Origin of the sequence: Agrilactobacillus fermenti (assembly GCF_021030645.1) — a bacterium.
GTDB classification, from domain to species: Bacteria; Bacillota; Bacilli; order Lactobacillales; family Lactobacillaceae; genus Agrilactobacillus; species Agrilactobacillus fermenti.
This window is the reverse complement of record NZ_JACGCJ010000015.1, coordinates 39,802-64,449: the sequence shown is the minus strand read 5'-3', so window position 1 is coordinate 64,449 and position 24,648 is coordinate 39,802. Positions and strand designations below refer to the sequence as shown.

General features: G+C 39.5%; 23 protein-coding genes and 1 other annotated feature. Of the genes, 4 read left to right on the top strand and 19 right to left on the bottom strand.

The window, feature by feature from the left end:
• Positions 1-157: IS3 family transposase (locus FHQ08_RS13000; RefSeq protein ID WP_269073894.1), on the top strand; the 157-nt coding region annotated here is incomplete at its 5' end.
• Between the two features lie 69 nt (positions 158-226).
• Here the strand turns inward: FHQ08_RS13000 and FHQ08_RS07135 are convergent.
• The 16 genes from FHQ08_RS07135 to FHQ08_RS07060 all read right to left on the bottom strand — a co-directional run bounded on the left by FHQ08_RS07135 (position 227) and on the right by FHQ08_RS07060 (position 17,953).
• Entirely contained in the window at positions 227-1,054 is an 828-nt protein-coding gene (locus tag FHQ08_RS07135; RefSeq protein WP_230913711.1) for an amino acid ABC transporter substrate-binding protein, read from the bottom strand.
• Positions 1,055-1,058: 4 nt separating this feature from the next.
• Positions 1,059-1,700 (bottom strand): amino acid ABC transporter ATP-binding protein, encoded by a 642-nt coding sequence (locus FHQ08_RS07130; protein ID WP_230913710.1) that lies wholly within the window; start codon positions 1,698-1,700, stop codon positions 1,059-1,061.
• Positions 1,701-1,712: 12 nt separating this feature from the next.
• Positions 1,713-2,366, bottom strand: a complete 654-nt coding sequence (locus FHQ08_RS07125) for an amino acid ABC transporter permease (protein ID WP_230913709.1) — start codon at positions 2,364-2,366, stop codon at positions 1,713-1,715.
• A 53-nt stretch (positions 2,367-2,419) separates the two neighbouring features.
• Positions 2,420-2,642 (bottom strand) — a binding site (T-box leader).
• 47 nt (positions 2,643-2,689) lie between these two features.
• The gene (gene minD / locus FHQ08_RS07120) at positions 2,690-3,496 is read right to left on the bottom strand and encodes a septum site-determining protein MinD (RefSeq protein WP_230913708.1); all 807 of its coding nucleotides are present in this window, start codon (positions 3,494-3,496) and stop codon (positions 2,690-2,692) included.
• Complete coding sequence (locus FHQ08_RS07115; protein WP_230913707.1) at positions 3,496-4,167, bottom strand: septum site-determining protein MinC; 672 nt, start codon at positions 4,165-4,167, stop codon at positions 3,496-3,498. The genes minD and FHQ08_RS07115 overlap by 1 nt, the downstream gene beginning before the upstream one ends.
• A 24-nt stretch (positions 4,168-4,191) precedes the next feature.
• Entirely contained in the window at positions 4,192-4,713 is a 522-nt protein-coding gene (gene mreD / locus FHQ08_RS07110) for a rod shape-determining protein MreD (protein ID WP_230913706.1), read from the bottom strand.
• Positions 4,714-5,574: a rod shape-determining protein MreC gene (mreC, locus tag FHQ08_RS07105; protein ID WP_230913705.1), complete on the bottom strand. Its 861-nt coding sequence runs from the start codon at positions 5,572-5,574 to the stop codon at positions 4,714-4,716. It abuts the gene before it with no gap.
• Positions 5,575-5,646: 72 nt separating this feature from the next.
• Positions 5,647-6,645, bottom strand: coding sequence for a rod shape-determining protein (locus FHQ08_RS07100; protein ID WP_230913704.1), 999 nt, complete (start codon positions 6,643-6,645; stop codon positions 5,647-5,649).
• A 103-nt stretch (positions 6,646-6,748) separates the two neighbouring features.
• Positions 6,749-7,426 carry a RadC family protein gene (gene radC / locus FHQ08_RS07095; protein WP_230913703.1) on the bottom strand — a complete coding sequence of 226 codons (678 nt, stop codon included), beginning with the start codon at positions 7,424-7,426 and terminating at the stop codon, positions 6,749-6,751.
• A 63-nt stretch (positions 7,427-7,489) separates the two neighbouring features.
• Positions 7,490-8,140 (bottom strand): HAD family hydrolase, encoded by a 651-nt coding sequence (locus FHQ08_RS07090; RefSeq protein WP_230913702.1) that lies wholly within the window; start codon positions 8,138-8,140, stop codon positions 7,490-7,492.
• Positions 8,133-9,449 (bottom strand): bifunctional folylpolyglutamate synthase/dihydrofolate synthase, encoded by a 1,317-nt coding sequence (locus FHQ08_RS07085; protein WP_230913701.1) that lies wholly within the window; start codon positions 9,447-9,449, stop codon positions 8,133-8,135. The genes FHQ08_RS07090 and FHQ08_RS07085 overlap by 8 nt, the downstream gene beginning before the upstream one ends.
• Positions 9,450-9,800: 351 nt before the next feature.
• Positions 9,801-12,440 carry a valine--tRNA ligase gene (locus FHQ08_RS07080; RefSeq protein ID WP_230913700.1) on the bottom strand — a complete coding sequence of 880 codons (2,640 nt, stop codon included), beginning with the start codon at positions 12,438-12,440 and terminating at the stop codon, positions 9,801-9,803.
• 272 nt (positions 12,441-12,712) lie between these two features.
• On the bottom strand, positions 12,713-13,378 hold the full coding sequence (locus FHQ08_RS07075) for a redox-sensing transcriptional repressor Rex (RefSeq protein ID WP_230913699.1): 666 nt from the start codon (positions 13,376-13,378) through the stop codon (positions 12,713-12,715).
• 222 nt (positions 13,379-13,600) lie between these two features.
• Entirely contained in the window at positions 13,601-14,830 is a 1,230-nt protein-coding gene (thiI, locus tag FHQ08_RS07070; protein WP_230913698.1) for a tRNA uracil 4-sulfurtransferase ThiI, read from the bottom strand.
• Between the two features lie 14 nt (positions 14,831-14,844).
• Positions 14,845-15,993, bottom strand: coding sequence for a cysteine desulfurase family protein (locus FHQ08_RS07065; protein WP_230913697.1), 1,149 nt, complete (start codon positions 15,991-15,993; stop codon positions 14,845-14,847).
• 250 nt (positions 15,994-16,243) lie between these two features.
• Positions 16,244-17,953 carry a septation ring formation regulator EzrA gene (locus FHQ08_RS07060; RefSeq protein WP_230913696.1) on the bottom strand — a complete coding sequence of 570 codons (1,710 nt, stop codon included), beginning with the start codon at positions 17,951-17,953 and terminating at the stop codon, positions 16,244-16,246.
• 147 nt (positions 17,954-18,100) lie between these two features.
• Between FHQ08_RS07060 and FHQ08_RS07055 the strand changes: the two genes are divergently transcribed.
• Both FHQ08_RS07055 and rpsD read left to right on the top strand, forming a co-directional pair.
• The gene (locus tag FHQ08_RS07055; RefSeq protein WP_230913695.1) at positions 18,101-18,565 is read left to right on the top strand and encodes a GAF domain-containing protein; all 465 of its coding nucleotides are present in this window, start codon (positions 18,101-18,103) and stop codon (positions 18,563-18,565) included.
• Positions 18,566-18,781: 216 nt separating this feature from the next.
• Positions 18,782-19,393, top strand: coding sequence for a 30S ribosomal protein S4 (gene rpsD / locus FHQ08_RS07050; RefSeq protein WP_230913694.1), 612 nt, complete (start codon positions 18,782-18,784; stop codon positions 19,391-19,393).
• 84 nt (positions 19,394-19,477) lie between these two features.
• Here the strand turns inward: rpsD and FHQ08_RS07045 are convergent, their stop codons facing one another.
• From FHQ08_RS07045 to FHQ08_RS07035, 3 genes are read right to left on the bottom strand one after another with little or no spacing between them, the layout of a single operon-like run.
• Positions 19,478-20,188 carry a CPBP family intramembrane glutamic endopeptidase gene (locus tag FHQ08_RS07045; RefSeq protein WP_230913693.1) on the bottom strand — a complete coding sequence of 237 codons (711 nt, stop codon included), beginning with the start codon at positions 20,186-20,188 and terminating at the stop codon, positions 19,478-19,480.
• A 21-nt stretch (positions 20,189-20,209) separates the two neighbouring features.
• Entirely contained in the window at positions 20,210-20,815 is a 606-nt protein-coding gene (locus FHQ08_RS07040; protein WP_230913692.1) for a DUF1054 family protein, read from the bottom strand.
• Positions 20,799-22,988 (bottom strand): hypothetical protein, encoded by a 2,190-nt coding sequence (locus FHQ08_RS07035; RefSeq protein WP_230913691.1) that lies wholly within the window; start codon positions 22,986-22,988, stop codon positions 20,799-20,801. The genes FHQ08_RS07040 and FHQ08_RS07035 overlap by 17 nt, the downstream gene beginning before the upstream one ends.
• A gap of 79 nt (positions 22,989-23,067) precedes the next feature.
• On the opposite strand from FHQ08_RS07035, the gene FHQ08_RS07030 reads away from it, so the two are divergent.
• The gene (locus tag FHQ08_RS07030; RefSeq protein WP_230913690.1) at positions 23,068-24,345 is read left to right on the top strand and encodes a replication-associated recombination protein A; all 1,278 of its coding nucleotides are present in this window, start codon (positions 23,068-23,070) and stop codon (positions 24,343-24,345) included.
• The last annotated feature ends 303 nt before the right edge of the window (positions 24,346-24,648 follow it).

Below are 24,648 nucleotides of genomic sequence, written 5' to 3'. Positions count from 1 at the left end.
AGAATTCTTCGCCTTTGAACAAGCGTATTCACAAGAGGAACTAGCGCTTCAGATTTCACGTTGTATCGATTGGTATAACAACAAACGTCGCCAAGAAACACTTAACGGCATGACCCCCAACGAATATAGGTGCCATGCCGTTAAGAAAAGTGCATAAGCATTTTAATTATTTAAGTTGTCTACTTGACACGGAGTAGTTCCATTGGCGTCTTTTTTAGTATTCTATTTATTTGATAGGCACCGTGTCATCCTGACCAAACCATTTCTCACTAATACGTTTAATCGTGCCATCTTGGTAAAGCTCAACGAGAGCTTTATCCAGGTGTTTTTTTAATAATTTATCTTTTTTGCGCATGCCTACTGCAAAATGTTCATCGGAAAATTCACCGGGAATTTTGCGATAAAGTGATCGATCTTTTTGGTGCGCAATATAATAATCAGCATAAACCCGGTCAATCAATAAGCCATTAATTCTACCTGCATTCAAATCAATAAACGCTTCATTAAAGTTATCGTATAAAATAGGATCTTGATTTTTGATGTACTGCTTTAACAACTTGGGTTGCCCATTTAGATCAGATTGACCCGAGGAACCATTTTGTGCCCCCAAGTACTTACCTTTCATATCTACAAACTTCTCAATTTTGTTTTTCTTTAAAGAAACTAAAATTTGGCGATTATTCAAGTAAGTCTTACTAAAAAGGACCTTTTTTGCACGATCAGGATTGACTGTATAACCATTCCAAATCAAATCAATGGTATGATTTTTTAATTCCGTTTCTTTCATATTCCAATCAATGGTTTGAAAATCCATCTTCATGTGTAATTTCTTGCCCACAGCATTAGCCAAGTCAATATCAAAACCCCTTAATTGACCATTCTTAGCTCGAAACCCCATGGGGACAAAGCTATCATCGAGGCCAATAATCAGCCGACCCCTTTTTTGCAGTTGTGGCCAACTATCTACTTGATTATTGACACGACCACAGCTAGCCAAAACAGGCAATACAAGGAGCAGTACAAACCATAACCCCACACGTCTCATTTTTTTCATAACTTCACAACTCCTGCGCTGGCTTTACCTCTAGAATTTTATCCGCAATATTCTGAGCAAAAGTCATGTCATGGGTAACCACAATTTGTGTCATGCCTTGACTTTTAAGCCGAAGAATCAAAGTCTCTACACTTTGGCGTAAACCAGGATCTAAAGCACTTGTTGGCTCATCATAACAAAGTATCTTTGGATCTAATGCGAGTGCCCGAGCAATGGCCACCCGTTGTTTTTGACCCCCAGACAGCTGAAAAGGATAAATATCGGCTTTATCTGCTAAATCTAGCTGCGATAAAATATCTTTTGCCTTAGCTTGAGCTTTGGTGCGGCTTTCTTTCAAAACAAGCTCTGGTGCCAGTGTAATATTTTCTAAAACACTCAAATGTGGGAATAAACGGAAATCCTGAAATACCACACCAATCAAGGCATTACTCGTATTATTACTATCTGGATCAAAGGGCTGACCATCAATTTTAAAAGAACCTGAGTCTGCTTGTTCTAATCCAGTAATGATTCGCAATAAAGTGGTTTTACCAGCGCCACTAGGCCCAACAATACAAAGAATTTTACCCGAGTCCACTTCTAGAGAAATATCAGTCAACACTTGCGTACCATTAAAACTTTTATTGATTTTACTTGCTTCTAACATTTTAATGCCCTCCTAACGGTAGTAACTATAGTGCTGTTCGACTTTACGCAATAAAAATGTAAATAGAGCCGTTAAAGCAAGGTAAATGGCACCAACCATTAACAGTGGCACTAAAGTAACATCACGTGTCATCGCAATATTCCCAGCACGTAATAGATCCCCTAAGCCAATGACATAAACCAGTGATGAATCCTTAACTAAATTGATGACTTCATTGCCCACAGAAGGTAATACGATCTTTGTAACTTGTGGCAATACGATTTTGCGAATCGTTTGTGGATAAGTTAATCTTAAAACTCTGGCTGCTTCAAACTGACCTTTATCCACTGACTGAAAGCCACCACGAAAGATTTCCGCAAAATAGGCAGCATAGTTTAATACAAAGGCAAAAATAGCAGCGCTAAATCGTTCAAAGTAAATATGTAAAACTGGTAAGCCGTAAAAAATAAAAATTAATTGTAATAATAATGGCGTGCCACGCATTAACCAGACATAAAAATTCAATAACCATTGCAATGGCTTAAATCGTGAGCGTAGACCTAAACTGACCAGTGCCCCAATCGGTAATGAAAGCACCAACGTAATGACAAATAACCCAAGCGTCAATTTTGTACCCTGTAACAATGAGGGCAAAATTTCAGTGCTGTACTTTAGTATTCCATTCATCTTACCGCCTCCTAATTTGGCTAAAATAAAACGCCCTCTTGGATAATGATATCCAAGAGGGCGTTTAATCACGCTGTCCCACCTCAATTTGTTTAGATAAACTCTAAACCTCCACAGTAACAACTGCGTGGTAACGGGAATCCCGTGATTTCCTACATTTGTTCAGAAATCAAGCTCACAGGTGTGTGTTCTTTTTATCATTGCGTGTTTTTCAGCAACCAACACGTCTCTTTGTTTTCAAATAATAAAAATACTTTTCCTGTTCTTCGCTAAAATTATTAACTGAATGTTAAATCATAATGAGAATGATGTCAAGTATAAATCTAATGCCTTCTTTTTTTGCGTCCAAAAATTCGTTCAAAAAACGAAGGCTTGTGTTCCTTTAACGTCATTAATGGGACAGATTCTCCTAAAATACGGCGGGCAATATTACGATAGCCTTTACTTGCATTATCTTCTGGATCCATCACAACTGGGACCCCTTTATTAGAAGCCAGAATAACATGATCATCCTCAAAGACGATCCCTAACAGGCCAATCGACAAGTGCTTGGTTATTTCATCAATATCCATTGTATCCCCGGCATTCATCATACCTGGAATAATTCGATTAATGATCAACCGTGGTGCTAATTTCATCTGCTTTTGCTCCAACAGTCCAACAACCCGATCAGCATCACTTACAGAAGGAATTTCGGGCGTACAGATAACAATAGCCCCATCGGCCCCAGCAATTGCATTTTGAAATCCTTGTTCGATTCCAGCTGGGCAGTCTAATAATATGTAGTCGAAATCGGGACGCAATTGATTCACAATCGTGACAATATCCATCGGGCTAAGTACATTTTTGACCGTATTCTGAGCAGCTGGTAATAAATACAACTTATCATCAAAACGTTTATCTTTAATTAAAGCCTGATGCAGCTGTGCTCGCCCGCTGGCAACATCTACAATATCGTAAATAATGCGATTGCTCAGACCCATGATCACATCCAGATTACGTAAGCCAATATCTAAATCGATCATACAAACTCGTTTATTCATCAAAGCCAAAGCCGTACCCAAATTGGCAGCCGTAGTACTTTTACCAACGCCGCCTTTTCCAGACGTGATGACTAATGAAGTTGCCATTATTGATTTTCCTCCATCTTACGAAATAATTTTGGTCGAAGCGTTGCTAAATTGCTAACTTCATCAAAATCCAGCACATGTAAATCATTGATCAACGCTACCGTGCTGTTATCAAAACTATGATTTTTAGGATTAATGATCTCTACTGTGTCGCTAATTCTGACCTGAGTCGTACTTGAAAGGTCCCCAACAACCACAGCTTCATCGTTATCTGGATAACCGGCTTCAATAATGCCCGAACTTTGACCCAACATAAAAATACTACCGTGACTACGCAACACGCCACCTTGATGCAAATTACCCAGGAACAATACATCACTATCAAAAGCTAGCTCTTGTCCGCTGCGAATAACCGCCATTTCGACATGGATATTATTCTTGCGTTCTGCTTCTTTAGCAGTAGCAATATCAATCACTTTAGCTTGAATATGTTCAATTTTAAAGTTTGTAAAGCGTTCAAAAAGTTCACGTACCCTTTTAACCTGTGCCTTAGTTAACAAACGGTTTCCAGTTTCAAGCGCAAATGCTAACTGATTGTCGGATTTAGCTTCACTTGTCTGTAATTTTTGTAATAAAACATTGAGTTCACGCATAATTTCATCGAAGTTAGCTGCATCATTCAGATAAATCTCATAGCCTGTTTTTCGACCTTTTAATACGACACTATCCATAAAAGTTAAGACTCCTAAAAATCATTAGTTGGAAATTGCTTTCATCAACTGCTTATACGGATAGTATATCAAAAGAAATACGATTACGTTAGCAGCCAAGGTTGGTCCTAGATCTGTACTAACGAAGGTAAAAAATCCGATGCCATCACCAAAGAAACTATTTAAAATGAACAAAGCAAATTCCAAAATAATCAACATTAGAATATAAGTAACCGCTTGAAATAACATTGAATCTGGTAAATAATCTGCTATCCAGCGGACAATCATAACCACCATAGGTAATAGAAACGTGTAATAACCCACGATGCCTAGGTAAAAGCAATCATAAAAAATTCCGATAACAAATGCTGGCCAAATCAGCCAACGTTCTGTGTCAAAATGGAAGCTAGTGCTTACAACCCCCATCAGCAGAACTTGGGAAGAGATATTTAAAAAATCATGATATAACCATTTTTGAAATAACAAACTGATCGTGCCGTCCAACAAAAATAAAACAGTCCAAATTATGGGGATGAACCATCTTAATCTCTTTGCAGCTATTGTCATTTAATCACCCGCCACTGTTCGATCAATCAACGTCACCACCGTGAAGTCATCAATATTTGCCGCTGGTTTAACATATACGGAATTTGTCAGGCCATAATCATCTTTACGCACTGAAGTCACTTTACCGACAAATAACCCTCGTGGCGTAAGGCCACCTAGTCCCGACGTTGAAACCATATCACCCGCTTTGACGCCCTCGGTCGTATCTAGCTGGCTAATAATCAAACGATGCTGTGCTGAATTATAGCGTGAAACGATGCCAGACAAATATTTATCTGCACCAATTTTAACTTCAACTGCAAAACGATTGGTATTTTTATTATCTGTCGAGATCAATTCAACTTTAGAATTGGTTTTGTTCACTTCTACAACTCGACCTAAAAGCCCCGATCCAGACATAACTGGCATATTTTTAACAACACCATTAAGTTGCCCCTTATTGATTACTACTTGATTTTGCCACGAGGCCGGTGAACGTGAAATAACCGCAGCGTTCATCTCCTTGTAGTCCGTTAAAGTAGCACTCAATTTTAACTGCCGCTTCAGTGCTTTATTTTCACGCCGCAAAGTTGTATTCGTCTCTTTAACCTGATCTAATTGATCGAGCTGTTGTTTCAGACGCTCATTATCTTGATATGTATTTACCAAATTGACCATTGATGTCAATCCAGTCCGAATACTATTGACCGGCGCACTAACGATTTGACTTGCGATACCAGCGGCATCATTACCAATTTGTTGTATTACTGGTGGGGTTTCTCGACGATCACGAATAGAAATGCTGATTGAAATAAACCCAATCATTGCTACGATTGTAATCAGTAAAATAATCAACTTTTTGTTAGAGAAAAATTTTGACATAGGTAACCTCGTTACGCTTCTTTACAATAAAAAGTTAATAGCGGGGAGAGTTCCCTCCATCCCCGCTATTGTTTAACGACGCCGCATCACGTCGATATTTTTCAATGATTCACCAGTTCCAATTGCAACACAATCTAGTGGGTCTTGTGCGATAAACACGGGGACACCAGTTGCATCAGAAATAACCTCAGACAAATTTTTAAGCAATGCCCCACCGCCGGTTAATACAATGCCATGATCAATAATATCGGCAGCAATTTCAGGAGATGTTTCCTCCAACGTTTCTTTGATGGCAGCAATCACTTCATCAACGACTTCATGAATGGCTTTAGCAATATCTGTGGCCTCAACATCGATAGTCTTTGGCAAACCGGATAGTAAGTCGCGTCCTCGAATCGTCATTGATTCAATCTCTTGAGCCTTTTCGATTGATGCTGAACCAATATTGATCTTAATTTGTTCTGCTGTTCGTTCACCAATCAGTAAATTAAAGTTTTGGCGAATATAAGCGACAACGGATTCATCTAAACGATCCCCTGCATTGCGAATTGATCGACTAGAAACAATACCACCCAAAGAAATTGTAGCCACGTCAGTCGTGCCACCACCAATATCAACAACCATACTTCCAGTCGGATCCATGACGGGTAAGCCCGCACCGATTGCAGCAGCAAAAGGCTCTTCGATCACATAAGCTTCTTTAGCACCAGCCATTTTAGTTGCATCGATCACTGCCCGTTTTTCAACTTCAGTGACCCCACTTGGGACACAAACCATCACAAGGGGTTTACCATTACCAACGACTTTTTCAATAAAATATTTCATCATCGCAGCTGTTGTGTCATAATCTGCGATTACGCCATCCTTCATAGGTCGAATAGCGACAATACTTTCAGGTGTACGACCGATCATATCTCTCGCTTCAGAGCCGACAGCCAGTACATCACCATTTTTTGTGTTTTTTGCGACAACGGAAGGTTCACGTAGAACGATCCCCTTGCCATCGATATAAACTAGGGTATTGGCAGTACCAAGATCGATACCAATATTTTTTGTTCCGATTCCAAACAAATCGATTCTCTCCTCATGTCATCTCAATTAAGTCATGTAGCATTATAACATAAGGTTCAGGATAAAAAAATGGCTCAATAATGTTTCCACAAACAATATGCTGTTAAATCAACTGTAATTCACGAAAGCTTACGAATTTGTCATGCCCAATAACTAAATGATCTAAGCAATTAATGCCCATCAATTCACCACATTTGACCAAACGTTGAGTAAATTCAATGTCATGTTGTGAGGGCTTAGGATTGCCACTAGGATGGTTATGGCAAATAATAAAACTCATGCAAGACAATAGGACTGCTCGATGAAAAATTTCTCTCGGATGGGCTACTGACGAATTTAGCGTCCCTTGAAAAATCATCTCTTCGGCGATAATTTGATTTTTCGTGTCTAAAAAAATAACGATTAATTGTTCCTGCTCAACCCCTAGAAAACGTTGCAGCATCAATTCTCCAGCACCCTGACTAGAAACAATTTGACCCCGACGAAAGGTCTTCATCTGTAGACATCTGCGCCCGAGTTCAATTGCAGCCTGAAGCATAACTGCTTTTGAAAACCCGATTCCAGTCACTTGGCATAACTCTGCCAATGTACAATCGGCTAAAGCACCAATATTTTCAACGGATAATAGTAGCTCTCGGGCAACTTGATCAATTGGTTGCTGCTTAGTGCCACTGCCCAAAATTGCCATAATTAACTGGCGGTCACTCAAAGATTTTGCACCATGTTGGGCAATAATTTCACGAGGCCCATCTAAAGAATCTGCATGAACTGTTTCAATCATAATAAAAACTCCTATTTTTCATAAATTACGAAAAATAGGAGCTTTTATATGGCTACAATTTAATTAAACCACTTGTAAAAAATCAATGACTTGTTTTAAATCGGGCAAAATAGCCGTTGCTACCTGCCGCTCAGCCGCTTTAGGCTGCAGTAAATCTGGAATCATAACCACTGGTACCTGAGCTGCTTTTGCGGCCGCTACACCATTCGGCGAATCTTCCAAAATCAAAGTCTCCGACTTCGCTAAGTTCAGTGTCGCAACAGCTTTTAAAAACAAATCTGGTGCCGGCTTACTTGCCGTAACATCTTCTCGAGAAATAATCTCGTCAAAGTATTGATTCAATTTAAAATAATCTAAAAAAGCCGCAATCATCCGCTTATTATTAGACGAAGCAATAACACGCTGTAAACCATGCTGCTCAATAAAAGCTAACAGTTCAGTCAAACCCGGCTTTCGCGCAATTTCCCCAGCTTCAAGCAGCTCTAAAACATGCTGTTCCGTCAGACGATAAAAAGTTTGTTCCTGTTCTGGACTCGTAAAATGTGTCTCGATGAAGCCAGTTGCTTCTTCTTCAGATGCGCCGACAAGCTGATAATAATCTTCAGCAACCATATGAATATTCAAGTCATCACTTGCCATCAAGTTTGCTTTTAAATAAGCTGCTTCTGTATCAAACATCAAGCCGTCCATATCAAAAATAATACCTTTATACATCTTCTTTTCCATCCTCCAATAGTTCATGCCGTGCTGCAGAAACCAAGTAAATAGATCCAGTAATCACAATCAGATCCTCTGCAGAAGCATTTTGATAAGCCGCTAAAAACGCTTGCTGCCAATGAGTGTAAAACTGGTCTTTGGCATGCATTAGCGGCTCTAGATCCGCTTTGGTAGCCGAACGCGGCATGTCTAGTTGCGTTAAGTATAAATTTAGCCCCGACTGACGCCGCAATAACGGTAAAACCTCCGCAATAGCTTTGTCTTTCATAAATGCTGCAATCAGATGAATCTCTGTCTGTGGGAACGCCCGAGTTAAACTATCTAATAAACTTTTAAAAGCTGGTGGATTGTGGGCGCCATCTAATAAAATAAATGGTGATTCACTAATCAATTCCGTACGCCCAATCAAATCAGTTTTGGCCAAAACAGGCTTGAATGTATCTTGAGTTTGTAGCTGACCTGTCAATTTGCAAAACAAAATATAAGCCATTACCGCCACAGCAGCATTATCGACTTCAAAAGCAGCAATGCTTTTGATTGTCAAGTTTTTAAAACGTCTATTAGGTAACGTCAAGTCAAATGTCTGACGATAATCCGGTAATAAATGAACCTGTGTTGCTTTAAATTCGTGATCAAAACGGTAAACCGGGCTGTTCTGCGCCTGTGCCTTAGCTGTTACAATAGCTGCTAATTCAGAGGACAGCCGGCCGAGAATCACTGGTCGGCCAGGCTTGATCACACCAGCTTTTTCAATGGCAACATCTGCTAAAGTTGGCCCAATTAATTGTAAATGATCCGCGCCAATAGTCGTAATTATTGAAAATAGCGGATCAATCACATTCGTTTTATCATGAGCACCGCCAATGCCGACTTCGATAACAGCCACATCAACTTTATGTGCCGCAAAGTACGCGAACATAATTGCTGTTACGGTTTCAAATTCTGCCAACTCAAACTCAGGCTGTTTTTTTTTAATTGTCTGAACCCCTAAAGCCACTTGGTTCGTCCAATACACAAGTTCGTCGTCACTAATAGGTTCAAGGTCAATTTGAATACGTTCATTGAATCGGCGAATAAAAGGCGACAAGAAGGTGCCTATTTTCACACCGGTATTCTGAATCATTGCACTCAATAGATAGGATACAGAACCTTTGCCATTAGTGCCCGTAATATGGATCGACTGAAAGTTTTTTTGTGGTTCCCCCAGATACGTTAATATCTGGTGCATATTTGCTAAACTAGCCGTTCGATGTTTTTTGGGCCGTGAATGAATATAAGTTAAAGCTTCATCGTATGTTTGCATCATGTGCCCCTGTATTTGTTATTTTCGGTGGTTGTCTTAAACAACAATATTCAATTTATCATGTTTACTTGTAAAGTTAAAGAATCATAGGCGTGAAAATGGCAAATACAATATTCAAAAAAAGCGCCTGATCGTTAGAAAATTCATCTAACAATCAGACGCTTATGAAGAGCCGGGACAAAATTAACCTTTTACATTCAGCCCAGCCTTAGTTACGAACAATTTAATTTTAAATGCACTTTAAAGGGCAACATCGACCTCACTTAACAAAAGTCACTAGTTATCGTAATTCTTGTTAAGACTCAGCCGCTAAATGCCTTTTGTGCCAATCTCACTCACTTAATATCAAAAAAATTAGGATTGTTTTAATTCTTGAATACGATTTTGAACGGCCTTTAATTTGCCTTCATAATCGGTCCGTTTTTCTTTTTGTTCGTTCACAACTGCCTCAGGCGCTTTTTTGACGAAATTTTCATTGCCTAGCTTGCGGTCCACAAAGTCGATTTCTTTTTGCCACTTTTCAGCTTCCTTTTCTAAGCGGGCAATTTCATCATCGATGTTGATCAGCTCAGCTAACGGCACAAAAATCTCTGCACCTGTAATAATCGCTGTTTTAGATAACTTAGGTGCGGTCACTTTTTCAGAGATTTGTAAGGCCTTTGGATGCGCAAAGCGTTCAATATATTCCTGATTGTGTTCTAAAATATCAGTAATATGGGTGTCCTGTGTCCGAATCAGAATATCAATTGGTGACGATAATGGCGCATTCACCTCAGAACGAATATTACGGACTGCCCGAATCACATTGATCAAAACTTCCATTTCTTCAACAGCTTGAGCATTATCAAAATCAGATATAGCTTCAGGATAAGCCGCCACACTAATGGATGAGCCTTCATGAGGCATGGATAACCATATTTCTTCCGTGACAAATGGCATGATTGGATGCATCAATTTCAAAATTTTATCAAGTACATAAGCTAGATGGTACCGTTTATTTTTCTTTGCAGTTGTATCGGTTCCTGAGAGGACTTCTTTACTCATTTCAATGTACCAATCACAGAAATCATTCCAAATAAAGTTATAGAGTATGCGGCCAGCCTCGCCAAACTCAAAACTGTCAAACAACCGAGTGACTTCGCGAATGGTATGATTCAACCGTGCAAAAATCCAACGATCTGCTAAATCAAAATTAGCTTTATCCGGAGCTTTGGTCGGTGCTGGTGTGTCAGCTAAATTCATGATTACAAACCGACTGGCATTCCAAATTTTATTAATAAAGTTCCAAGCAGCATCCATCTTGTCATAAGAAAAACGGGTATCTTGTCCAGGTGTAGACCCATTAGAAAGGAACCATCGGAGTGCGTCTGCACCATACTTATCAATGACATCCATTGGATCGATCCCGTTGCCCAGTGATTTACTCATCTTACGGCCCTGTTCATCTCGAATCAAACCATGGATCAAGACATTTTTGAATGGCCGTTTTTGAGTAAACTTCAAGCCTTGGAATATCATCCGAGCCACCCAAAATGGGATAATATCATAACCTGTGACTAACGTATTAGTTGGGTAGTAACGCTGATAGTCAGCTGCTTGGGTATCTGGCCAACCCATTGTCGAAAACGGCCACAAGGCACTGGAAAACCAGGTATCTAAGACATCCGGATCTTGTGTCCAATTTTCAGCATCTTTAGGCGCGGTCATACCTACGTATGTCTCGCCAGTTTGCTTATTATACCAAGCCGGGATTCGATGTCCCCACCATAATTGACGTGAAATAACCCAATCATGGATATTTTCCATCCATTGTGTAAAGGTATTCTCAAAACGAGGTGGTACAAAATCAACTTTGTTGTCTGACTTTTGATTGGCTAAAGCTGCCTCTGCCAAAGGTTTCATTTTAACAAACCATTGAGTGGATAACCGCGGCTCAACTTGAGCATCTGACCGTTCAGAATGACCAACGCTATGCGTGATTGATTCAACGTCTAGCAAATAGCCAGCTGTTTTAAGATCAGCAACAATTGCTTTACGTGCTTCAAAGCGGTCCATGCCATTATATTTTCCGGCTTGTTCATTTAAGGTAGCATCGTCATTCATGATATTTAATCGTTTCAGATCATGCCGGTTACCAACTAAGAAGTCATTAGGATCGTGTGCAGGCGTAATCTTAACGGCCCCAGTCCCAAAAGTTTTATCAACGTAGTGATCTTCAATAATTGGAATCTTACGGTCAAATAATGGCACGATTACGTCTTTACCAACTAAATCTTTATAACGTGGATCTCCTGGATAGACGGCAATCGCTGTATCACCAGGAATTGTTTCTGGACGCGTTGTCGCAATTTCAATATCTCCAGAACCATCTGCCAAAGGGTAACGGACATGATAAAGTGCCCCAGCATCATCTTTATGGATGACTTCAATATCAGATAAAGCTGTCTTTAATTCTGGATCCCAGTTGATGATATATTCACCACGATAAATCAAACCTTCGTTATATAAATCAACGAATACTTTACGGACAGCTTTAGATAGACCATCATCTAAAGTAAACCGTTCCCGAGAATAATCTACTGATAGACCTAATTTGCCCCACTGATTTTTGATCGTGTTTGCATATTCGTCTTTCCAAGCCCACACTTGATCAATAAACTTTTCTCGGCCGAGATCATAACGAGAAATCCCCTGTTCACGTAACTTAGCTTCAACTTTAGCTTGCGTGGCAATCCCAGCGTGATCCATTCCGGGTAGCCATAAAACATCATACCCTTGCATCCGTTTTTGACGAATGATCATATCTTGTAGCGTTGTATCCCAAGCATGACCTAAATGCAACTTGCCAGTTACGTTAGGTGGCGGGATAACAATTGAATACGGTTTGGCTTTTTGGTCGCCACTTGGCTTAAATAATTGTTCATCTAACCATTTTTGATAACGGCCTGCTTCAACTTCTTTGGGATCATATTTTGTGGACATTTGCGTTGCCATAGGGATCCTCCTTTAAATTTAACAAGAAAAAAAGCACTCGTCTTAGACATAGGACGAATGCTCGCGGTACCACCTAGTTTGGTTACAATAACCCAACTTCATTGAGATAACGGAAAAAATCCGGAAGAACTTACTAAGTTTCAGTCCAACTGCTTCCAAGCTACCAGTATTTTATCGGATCATAGAAAAAGTCTCAGCCTTGCTTTTTCCTCTCTGAAAAGGCGATAAAACCCGCTCTTGTTCTTTGCATTTCTATTATTATAGTGCGGGAATTAACTTTGGTCAACACCAGAAAGTACTTGATTTTCAGCTTCACGGTCAGATAAATAAATTAAAGTTTGTAATTCAGAAGTAAGGTCAATATAACGAATCATCATGTGCTGCGGTGTTTTTAAACGTTCAGGCGCAAAATTCAAAACCGATCGGATCCCAGCTTCATCTAATAATGGCATGATTTTGCCAGCGTGAGCACTGGGTACTGTGGAAATTGCCGTCGTGATCTCATTTTCTTGGATCTTTTGTCTTAACAGCGCCATGCTATAAATTGGAACACCATTAAAGATGGTATCGATCAATGTCTCATTTTGTTCAAAGGCAATTGTGATTTTTAAATTAGGATTGCGGCGAAAATTATTGCGAATCAACGCTTGACCCAAATTTCCCACCCCAATTAAAGCAATCTTTTCCAATTTATTGACATTCAAAACTTTAGCAAAGGTTTCTTTTAGAAATTGGACATCATAGCCATACCCTGACCGACCTAATTCGCCAAAACAAGAAAAGTCACGACGAATCGTTGCTGAGGGAATATGGATCAACTTACTTAATTCCTGGGACTTAATTCGTTGAACCTGACTCGCTGCCAGCATATTTAAATATCGATAATACATGGGAATCCGTTCAGCAGTAGCATTCGGTAGATTTGTCTTTGATTTCATGATTATTTACCTCAGTTTGTATAGTATTTCACATATAATTGTATCACCATAAGAAAGCGCTGACAACTATAACCATTCGAAATCCGCTGTATTTAATATAGTAACTAATTGACACAAAAAAATAAGGCCGCCCAAAAGTTAGATGCATATCTAAATTCTGGAGACCTTATTAATATAGTCTTTTTCATGAATTATCTTTAGGTTTCAGATAGACTTTAATTGCTATAGTAAATCGGCAATTTGATCACTAGTCATACCCTGCGTTAGGAACTTATCTTCTGGATAGATCTTTGAAACTTTAATACCCGCTAAAGCTCTATCTTCCAACTCAGTTACGGCTAACTGCGACTCATAATAGCGTGCCCTTTCTAAATTGGGGTGTGTTTTAGGCTGTGGTGGCGCGAAAATCGTGCAGCAATCCTCAAAGGGTTGAACTGACAAATCGAATGTATCAATTTCTCTAGCGATATCAATAATCTCCGTTTTATCTAAAGTCGCCACTGGTCGTAAAATAGGCGTTGCCGTGACATCATTGATGGCCGCCATACTTTCCAACGTTTGGGAAGCCACTTGTCCAACTGACTCACCATTAAAAATGGCCAAGCCTTCACGTTGTGCCCGGATTTTATCGGTTAACCGCAACATAAAGCGCCGTTGAACCGTCATCAGATAACCCTCAGGCACATTTTCTTTAACCGTCTCTTGTATTTCTGTAAATGGTACTTCGATAAAATTAATTGAACCGGCATAAGCTGCAACTTTAGCAGTCAATTCTTTCGCTTTGTTTAGTGCGTTTGTTGTCGTATAAGGTGGTGAAAAGAAATGAACCATTTCAATAGCTACACCACGCTTCAAAGCTAGATATGCGGCTACCGGTGAATCGATTCCGCCAGACAACATCAGCATCGCCTTACCAGAAGTCCCGACTGGCAATCCCAAAGCACCTGGGATGGTCAAATAAGATACATAAAAAGCATCACGACGAACTTCGATTCGGACTTTAACATCTGGTCTTTTCATTTCTACTTTTAAGTCTGGTCTTGCTTCTGAAACGAAGTCACCAACCGCTAAGTTAATATCATTTGTGTCCAATGCATAGTTGTGATCCGAGCGACGTGTGTTGATTTTAAAAGACATGCCAGCTTCGGATGCACCCTCATTGACCATCTCTAACGCAACTTGCTTGACCTGTTCAAAATCCTCAATAGCTACTCGAACGACTGGTGAATAAGTCTGAATCCCAAAGACTTTACCTAGTGCATTCATAACCGCATCGGCGTTCTCACCGTTTAATACTAAATGGAGTCGATCCCGTTTCGGCTTAATACTCAACGCTGGAAATTGACGCAAAGCTTTTGTGACATTACCATTTAACCGGCCAATAAAATCGCGCCGATTTTTGCCCTTGGTGGATAGCTCACCATAACGAGCCATTACTTCCGTATATTGCATTCATAAACTCCTTTTTATGCGTATAATTTTTCAAAATGATGATAAATTTCGTGAAAAGCTGCCACAAAGTCACGGGCTTCTGCCATCGTATTATGTTCATCCAGACTCACCCGTACTGCGCTTTCTGCAATTGTCTTAGGTGTGCCCATTGCTTTAAGCGTGCTAGACTCTTCGCCTTTTTTTGAAGAACAGGCACTTGTGGTCGAAATATAAATATCCTTGTCTTCAAAAGCGTGAACGATAGTCTCACCCCGAACGCCTAAAATACTAAAGCATAAAATATGCGGTGCAAATTGATCGTTCATTTGTGAGAAGATCCGAATATTAGGCATTTTACTAATTTCGGTTACTAAATACTTTTTAATGGCTGCTTGTGCAGCGGCCTTTTTAGCTTCATCCGTTTTAACAAGACGCAATGCACGTGCCATGGCAGCAATGGCCGGTGTGTTCTCTGTACCCGAACGCATATCTTTTTCCTGGCCGCCGCCAGTCATGTATGGCTGTAAAAGTCGATGTTTTTTAGCATAGACAAAGCCAATACCTCGTGGCGCATGAAACTTATGTCCAGAAAAAGTCAAAAAATCGATGCGTGGCTCATGTAACAATTGATCTAAGTTTTTACCAATAGCCTGCACAGCGTCCACATGAAAATGAATAGAGGGGTAATCAGCCAAAACATGGGCGATTTCATGAATTGGCTGAATCGCACCAATTTCATTATTTACAGCCATGATCGATACTAAAATTGTATCCGGCCGAATTGCTTGTGCTAGCGTTTTAGGATTTACAAACCCAGCGTGGTCCACTGGTAAATAAGTGATTTCAAAACCGAGACGCTCTAACTGTTTCATAGAGTTGATCACAGCCGGATGTTCAATTTGAGAGGTGATAATATGCTTGCCAAAGGGGGCCTTTTCCATAGCAGTACCTTTGATGATCCAATTGTCGCCCTCAGTGCCACCACTTGTAAAATAAATCTCTTCTGGTAAAACATGCATTAAGTCCGCAATCTGCTGGCGCGATTGTTGTAAAATTGTATTTGCTTGTTCGCCTACACGATGCAAGCTCGATGGATTTCCAAAAAAACTCTGACTCACTTTCACATAAGTTTGTAAAACTGAGTCATCAATTTTAGTTGTGGCACTATTGTCAAAATAAATCATGTTTGTCCCTCTTCAATGTCCATTAACCATTTTCAATGTTATCAAATTCGATTCATCTCCGTGAAATATTACTAGCAACAGAGACTTCTGTCATTTTTCACTTACAAAAGTATAACAAAAAAACCAAAAATAACAACTTCCAATCAGACGATCTGTTTAACATAAATTATTTACAAATAAAAAAGCCCGAAAACAAACCTGCCGTCTGTTTCAAACTTTTCAATTCATCAGTCAAATCGCAGTCAGCATACTAGCCTAGTGCATCGTCTTTATTGGCATAGTAACTATCTTCAATTTTTTTATATGTCCCAGGCTCGATTTGTTCAACCACCGTGGCGATTCGATCCAACGCAGTTGGATAGTCATAGTGTTCAAATAAATCCGTAGCTGAGTCAATCGCTGTTTGTACTTCTGGCCGGTCAGCCTTTAGTTTATTAGCATACTGCAACATTGCCTGACCTAGAGTAGCTGAGTCAATTAAGTCTTCACTTTGTTGCTTTAACTTATCGAGATCATCTTGAATCAAAATCAGTTGTTTTGTAATTTGATCCAAATCAATTTTCACTTGGTTTAAATCAGACTTTAACTGATTGACTTCATCAGATACAACAAAAAAGAAATCTAAGTATTTTTTAGGCAAGCCCGGTAAATTGAATTGACTCACACGCCGTTTGATATTTCTTAAAGTGACTTCAAATTGTTTCGCACTATTATCTGCGACTTTCTCACCTTCATATAACCCCGAAACTTTTTCGTGAATGTTTACTTGACTCTTTTCAATTGTTTGGAGCGCTGTTTGATAATGTTTAAAATGTGCTGCCAATTCTGAATAAATAACCTTCTTTTCAACCATGCCTTGAACATCTGCATCAAACTGATTTTGCAGTTCACTTAATTGTTTACCTAATTTTTCGGCATCAGCCACCTCATGATCATTTAGCACGTAGCTCTTATCTAGGTGGTCCAACTCGCGCCGTAAATTTTGATTTTGTCGCTGCGCATGGGCGAAAAAGCGTGTTAATTTATCCTGTTGCTCATTTACAAAAGTCTGACTGTCAATTTCAGTTTGCATCACATCATATAGGTGGTCAATGGTCTGTTTTTGTTCACCATTACGCGTCTTAGCTGTTTTTAGTTCCAAATTTTTTATTGCAAGTAATGTCCCCTCTTGATACTTACGCAGTTTAGCAATTTCCCCAGGTATATCGATACCTGCAAATCGAAAAGATTGTTTATGTAATACATTAAAGCCCTTTTGTTGCTCGTCTAACTGCGGCGTAAATTCATTCATGATCTGTGCAAATAGTGGCCTTGTTTCAATTAAGTTCGCATCCAAGGCTTCAATCTGTTTCTCAACTTGATCTAAGGCAGACTGTTCCTCCAGATAATCGCCTTTGGCTTTCGCTGTGTCAGCTAAATCAAAACTTTTACCAATGGCCGCTAAGGCTGCTTCTAATTTGTCAATCGCAGGGCCAAAAGCAAATGACTGCGTCAACAGTTGCTTGCGTAATTGCTCATATTGCTTAACCAAAGCCATATTTCTAGACTGATTTGCTTTTGCACGTGTTAATATCGTATCAAAAGCTGCTGAAATGTCGGCCATCTGTTTCTCTGCGTTAGACAAATCATTTTCGATTTCTGTGATGACTTGCTTACTCTTAAGAAAATGGGCAAACGTATTATTGTCCGTGGCAGCCTGAAGCGACTGGTCAATTTTATTGAACTCGTCCGTCGTTAATTTATGATACGCACCTGACCACTTTTGATAATTTTTTAGGCTTTCCCCACTGAGGTCGAGTGTTTCTATTTTAGTCATTTTGTCATCTTGTGGATGATTCGCCAACTCTAATTGACGCGTTTCTAAAATACGAATCCGTTTACGATTGGCATTCGTTTGAAACATCACAACAATCAAAGTGACAAGTACAATTACAACCACTGCCACTAGAAAATACCACATAACATCGCACATCCTTGAGCCATAATTACAAAAAATTTGCAGAAAATTCATTTTCCGATTACAATACATATCAAATTATACCAGATGTTAACGTTCAAAACATAGCTACTATTGAATTTATCATAATAATACGTGAGGATGAAGCCCATGACGGACACAACTTTGGCACTACTACCTGAACAAATTGATGCTTTGTTAACTGACGAAACAAATTCCATTACCAATTTAGCCAATGCTTCAGCCCTACTAATGCAATCCTTGAAAGATATCAATTGGGTTGGTTTTTACTTATTTAATCATAAAACTAACACACTAGATTTAGGTCCTTTTCAGGGAAAAGTAGCGTGTATGCATATTAAAAATGGTACTGGCGTTTGTGGTACTGCCTTTCAGCAGCAAAGTGTTACGCGCGTTGCTAATGTTCATGACTTTCCTGGTCACATCGCCTGCGACAGTGCTAGTAATTCTGAACTTGTCATACCTTTAATCAAAGCTGGACAAGGCTATGGGGTCTTAGATATTGATTCTCCTGAATTCGATCGTTTTACTGCTGATGATGAGGCGCTCTTGATAACATTTGTTCATAAATTGATGGCTCACCTTGCTATTTAAACCCATATGGTGTTACACTACTCTTTGTGTAAAATAATGCAGCAGTAAACGGCAGAGCCGTCAACAGTTGTTGGCACTACACTTCAAAGTGTACTCAATAACGTTCAATTGTGTAGCCTTAGGTGCTGCAAAGGTGAAGATTGTAACATCAACTGTACGACTGTTAAGTTTATAATGAATTATTTTACTCCAATAAAAATTTGGAGGAATTTATTTATGTCTCGTTATACTGGCCCACGCTGGAAATTATCTCGCCGTTTAGGCATTTCTCTTTCTGGCACTGGTAAAGAATTAGCTCGTCGCCCTTATGCACCTGGTGACCATGGTCCTAATAGTCGTCGGAAAATTTCTGAATATGGTTCACAATTACGCGAAAAGCAAAAGTTACGTTTAATGTACGGTTTAAATGAACGCCAATTTAGAAATCTTTTCGTTCGCGCCGGTAAAATCAAGGAAGGTAAGCATGGTGTTAACTTCATGATCTTACTTGAAGAACGTCTAGACAACGTTGTTTATCGCCTTGGATTTGCCAGCACTCGGCCACAAGCACGTCAGCTTGTGAACCACGGCCATGTTACTGTTGATGGCAAACGTGTGGATATTGCTTCTTATGAAGTACAACCTGGCCAAGTGATCGGTCTACGTGAACGCTCACAAAACTTAGATATCGTTAATGCTTCTCTTGAAGCAACTGTTGCACGGCCACCATATGTTTCATTTGATGACAATGCAAAAACAGGGACGCTTGTCCGTTTACCAGAACGTGATGAAATGGAACCTGATATCGATGAATCATTAGTCGTTGAATTCTATAACCAAATTCTTTAATTTTAGTTTGGTTCTATCAAAAAAGCGTGATGCATTTTGCATCGCGCTTTTTGTGTGCTTTACTTTTTTACTTTCAAAACCATGTTAATGTGCAAACTGTGCTGCAATCATCCCAAAAGCCATTAAGATTGCATTACTGCCATTAAAGATTAGATGAACCGAAAGTGAACCCCAAATGGTCTTCGTAAATTGATAAATTAAGGCAAAATACATACCAATGAACATATAAGGAATCATTTGTAATACTTGACCATTAAAATTGTTCCAATGAACCAAACCAAATAAGACTGCGGAAACAAAAAACATGAGCCATTTAAGTCCAATTGGCTTGACACGATAAAACAGTAAATGTCTAAAAATAACTTCTTCTACAAAGGGTGCCATTAGCGGCAACGTCACTTGCAGTAATTGGGCCCATAATGGTACAGCTGTGATCTTTCCAGGATCCGCAGCAGTTAAAAAGTTGAATTTAGGCGCCACACTGAGTAAATTTAATCCACTGCGAACAAATTGTAAAATAAAAGTTAATATAACGGCGCCAAGAATACTTAACAGCAAGTTTCGCCAGATATGAGTTCGATAAATAGCCCAATCTCTTTTAAATAACGGCTTAAACATAATAATAATAATAATAAAAGCAGCTAAAAAAATTAACCAATTGACAAAACTTGCCCAAGTCGGATTCTCTCGTAACGGCTTAATATACCCAATCAAATTCCCTAATCCAAGCTCAAAGACAGGAATCAAAATGATCAACAATGTCTTGAGCCCGTATTTTTTAGGATATTCTGTCATAAAGATGCCTCCAAAATATATTTACCTGATAATAATTGATTCATAGATATTTAGCAATCGATTCAACTCGGACTTTAAAAATTCTTCCTGCTGTCTTTTATCTTGAAACATTGGATCAGTTTTTGGAATAAGATGACCTATTAAAAACTCCCCTTTTTTTGTTTTAGCGAATCGTTGCTGCACACTGGTAAAATTTTTAGGCGTTAGTGGTAAGAACTCAGCTTGCGTATGATCTTTAGACAACGTTAACTTTGAATCAAATAAATTAGGACTTTGTTGTAATTTTTGCAATTGCTGTCCGTAATATGCCTTTTGTTGAACTTCAGACAGTAAAGCTAACCAAACAAATAGTTTGTCCGGCCATAAGCCAATTTCAAAATGCGGCATCATTTTATAGCCGCGAGTCCCTTCACTAATTGCTAGCCAAGTATCTGGTGGTGGATTTTTATGCCGCCGTAAATGTTTTGCAATATGCAAATAAAATGGTCGTTGTGTTTTAAGCTTAAAAGCATCGACAAATTGACTACCGATCACTTCAAATTTTGGATCTAATGTTTGCTTGATTTTTGCTAATCTTCCAGCCAATGTTGGGTCTTGAAAGATCTCAAAATCATCTAGTGTTATCATGTGATTTCTCCAATAAAAGTTCTGATTTGAATAAAGTCTGAATCAATTGATCACTTAACTGCGCTGCTTTGCCCCTGGCTGGATAATCAAAAGCAATTAAATTAGGTGTGCTTGAGGCAGCCAATAAGATAGCGTTCTGTGACCTAGCCTGATAAGGGGCATAGATATTATCAATGACTAGTTTCATCGTCCCATGCCGCAATTGAATGTGTGCAGCTACTTTTTCAACTAACTTAAGATAACTCGTGTCTATTTCTGCGGTAACGATCATCGTTTCGCCACCATAGTGTCGACCTGTTTGCTGGCTCAATAGCACTTGAACGCCTCGTTCTGGAATGGTGTCAAGTGTCATATTTTGGCGCGTTAACATTGCCTTTACTTCAGCTGTAGCTTGCAGCGTGACAAAGGGGGTTTGTTCCCAACGGCCTCGGTCAGCGTGATCATTTTTTTGCATAATCAACTCAGCTATCGTGCTGATTCCGTCACCAATCACATTACCTGGTACTTTCTCTATCACAGCTTGAACCTGACCATCACAAATGTAGAAATCATAAATCGACCCGGGTACATAAGCAGTTACCATCACATGAGCGTCAACATCTTCTGCTTCAAGATAGGCCTGCTTAAATCGTTGCTCTGAAATCGGTTCAGCAAAAAAATGTTCGCCAAATTGATTGTCTGCTTGATGCAATGGTTGAATGATCACCCCATTGTTCGCAAAACGACGCTTAAATTGTTGCTGTGCTTGCGTCCAAGAATCCGTAACAATTCTCTTGGGTATGGCAACAACACTGGCAAGTGTTTGGCTTAATGCAATTGGATCTGCCAAAAGCGCCGCTAAAGTGGCCGAATTTTGGCTTGTTTTTTGCCCCTGTGCCACGTATTCTAAATGATGCCCCAACCGCAAAGCCAGCATGTCGGTCATATCATTCAAAAAGTGATAGTGTACCCCAAACTTAAGCACACTGCTTAAAAGATGTTGCACTGACAAGGTCTTTTCAGAATAGCCACGCAATGAGAAACCGTTATTCCGTGTAATGCGTTTATTCTTTTGCGCAACTGTCTTGCCAAAAGCCAATGCACCAATATTGGAATAAGATTGGGCGACTTGATAAGCTTGTAACTGATTATTTTGACGTGCAGTCGCAATTAACCGGGTTAATAGATTCTGATAACCATGGTTTTTTAAATACTTGTCATTAAAATAACTCAAACTTGAAATTGCGTTAACTAAGTCATCTTGATAAGCACTGGCAACCAAGGGATCTTCACCGACCAGTGCTCGCCAGTGTTTCAATTTTGTTTGAATATGCACCGTGGTCGCTTCAGGACTAACAAACGCATTTAGCAACGCAATTTTGACTAATTGCAGCTGATATTCAAAAATACCATCCACCACATTAGGTTGAAGATCTAAGCCCCTAAGTTCAATGAACTGAATCCCCTGTTTAAATTCAGGATCTCCGGCTGCTGGCCGTAAGAAAATAGGACTGTTCAACAATTTAGGTTGTGCCAATTTAGCCGCTTGTCGGATTGCCTGTCGATAATTTGTTAAACTATTAAAAAGCGCCCCATCTAAATATAACTCCGCTTGAAAAGCTGAACGTTTTAAACGACTATTAGCTTGATCAAATATTGGAGTAGCCGCAAAAAAATAAGTCAACGTTGCTAGCTCAGCAACCATATTTTTGGCAATATGTAAATAACAGGCATCCTTGAATGCACGGTAACTATCGTATTCACTACCTAGACGTCCATATAAAGATCTGAGCAAAATTTCTGGCAAAGCAAAACGAACGGCTGTCTGTGAAGCTTCAAATGGTGTATTATGATTAGCTGATTGTCCAAAATCCTGCGGTAAATAACTTAAAGGCCATTGATAGACATCTTGAGCCAACTGTCGATCAATAACATCGTCCAATGCTTTCAATTGTGCCATTGTTTTGGCTTCATCAGTAAAAAAATCAGTTTCTAATAGTAACTGGGTGTCCTGGTGCCCTAAGTGACTATAGTTTTCATGCACCAATGCCTTAATTTTTGCTATCTCAGGCAGAGCTGCTTTTGCCTCAGTAAATTGCACAAATTGAATATTTTTTTTAATACTGAGACTGGCATAATTAAGTTGCTGTTGTAATTTTAAATCAATGATCGTCTCGCCAATATTTGTTAGCATCCCTTCACCCCTCTGGTACTATAGTTTTCATTATAACTTCCCAGAAATCACTTGTACATTAATAATCAAAGGAGAAATCATGCAAAAACCACTTGCCTATCGAATGCGCCCGACAAACATTGCTGAAATTGTTGGGCAGCAGCATTTAGTTGGCCCAGGTAAGATCATTTACCGTATGGTCCAGGCCAAAATGCTGTCTTCAATGATATTATATGGCCCACCCGGTATCGGCAAAACTAGTATTGCTAGTGCCATTGCCGGCAGCACTAAATATGCTTTTAGAATGTTAAATGCGGCGACCAACACAAAAAAAGATCTTCAAATTGTCGCCGAAGAAGCCAAAATTAGTGGCACGGTTATCTTATTACTTGATGAAATTCATCGTTTAGACAAAAGCAAACAGGATTTTTTATTACCCCATTTAGAAAGCGGCCGTATCATTTTGATTGGTGCAACCACGGAAAACCCCTACATCAATATCTCCCCAGCAATCCGCAGCCGTACACAAATTTTTGAGCTAAAGCCTTTAACTCCGGCTGATATTCAAACAGCACTCACGCGTGCTTTAAACGATACTAAGCATGGGTTAGGCACCTATCATGTGACACTCTCATCGGAAGCCTTAGCTCATTTTTCTGAGGCCACCAATGGTGATTTACGGAGTGCCTTAAACGCACTAGAACTAGCGGTCTTATCAACAACGCCTGATGCTGATGGTAATATTCAAATCGATTTAAAAGCAGCTGAAGAAACATTACAGAAAAAATCATTTTCCCACGATAAAGATGGTGATGCTCATTACGATGTGATCTCTGCGTTTCAAAAATCAATTCGTGGTAGTGACACTGATGCTGCCCTACACTACTTAGCACGTTTGATTGAGGCTGGCGATCTGACAAGTATTATGCGGCGTTTAATGGTTATTGCTTATGAAGATATCGGCATGGCAAATCTACCAGCCTGCGCTCGAACCGTAACTGCTGTTCAAGCCGCCGAACGGTTAGGATTACCCGAGGCACGCATTCCCCTAGCCGATGCCGTCATCGAATTATGTCTCTCGCCGAAATCAAATTCAGGCATGGCTGCTGTAGATGCTGCACTTGCAGATATTCATAATGGACAAATGGGCGAAGTTCCTGCTAGCTTAAAAGATGCCCACTATGCCGGTGCTAAGGCTTTGGGTCATGGTACGACATACCAATACCCACATAATTTCCCCGGTGATTTTACGCCACAACAATATTTACCAAATAAATTAAAACATCGGCAATATTATGAACCCAAAACTAATGGTAAATATGAACAAGCTTTCAAGCAGCAATATGAAAAAATCAAAAAACTATTGGATCAAATTTAAGGCGAACTTGACCATATTCGAAGCGTTTTCTTGCACGTCCCACCTAAGTATGATAAATTAAAGATGTGGTTACTAAGGTGTACGACTTTTCCCACTTATGGTTGACCGATCAAGTAATTCTACATTAGGGTGGCTATACTATCGATGATTGGCATGCCTTTTCACGAGGATCCTGATTAAGAAGTTAACCATCCACTCGCTTTAGTGAATAGCGGGTTCAACACAAGGGAATATACGAACCGGCACCACTAGTTATCACATAAAGCGTTGAGCTTTATAGAGGTCGGGACAAAATTTGCGTTT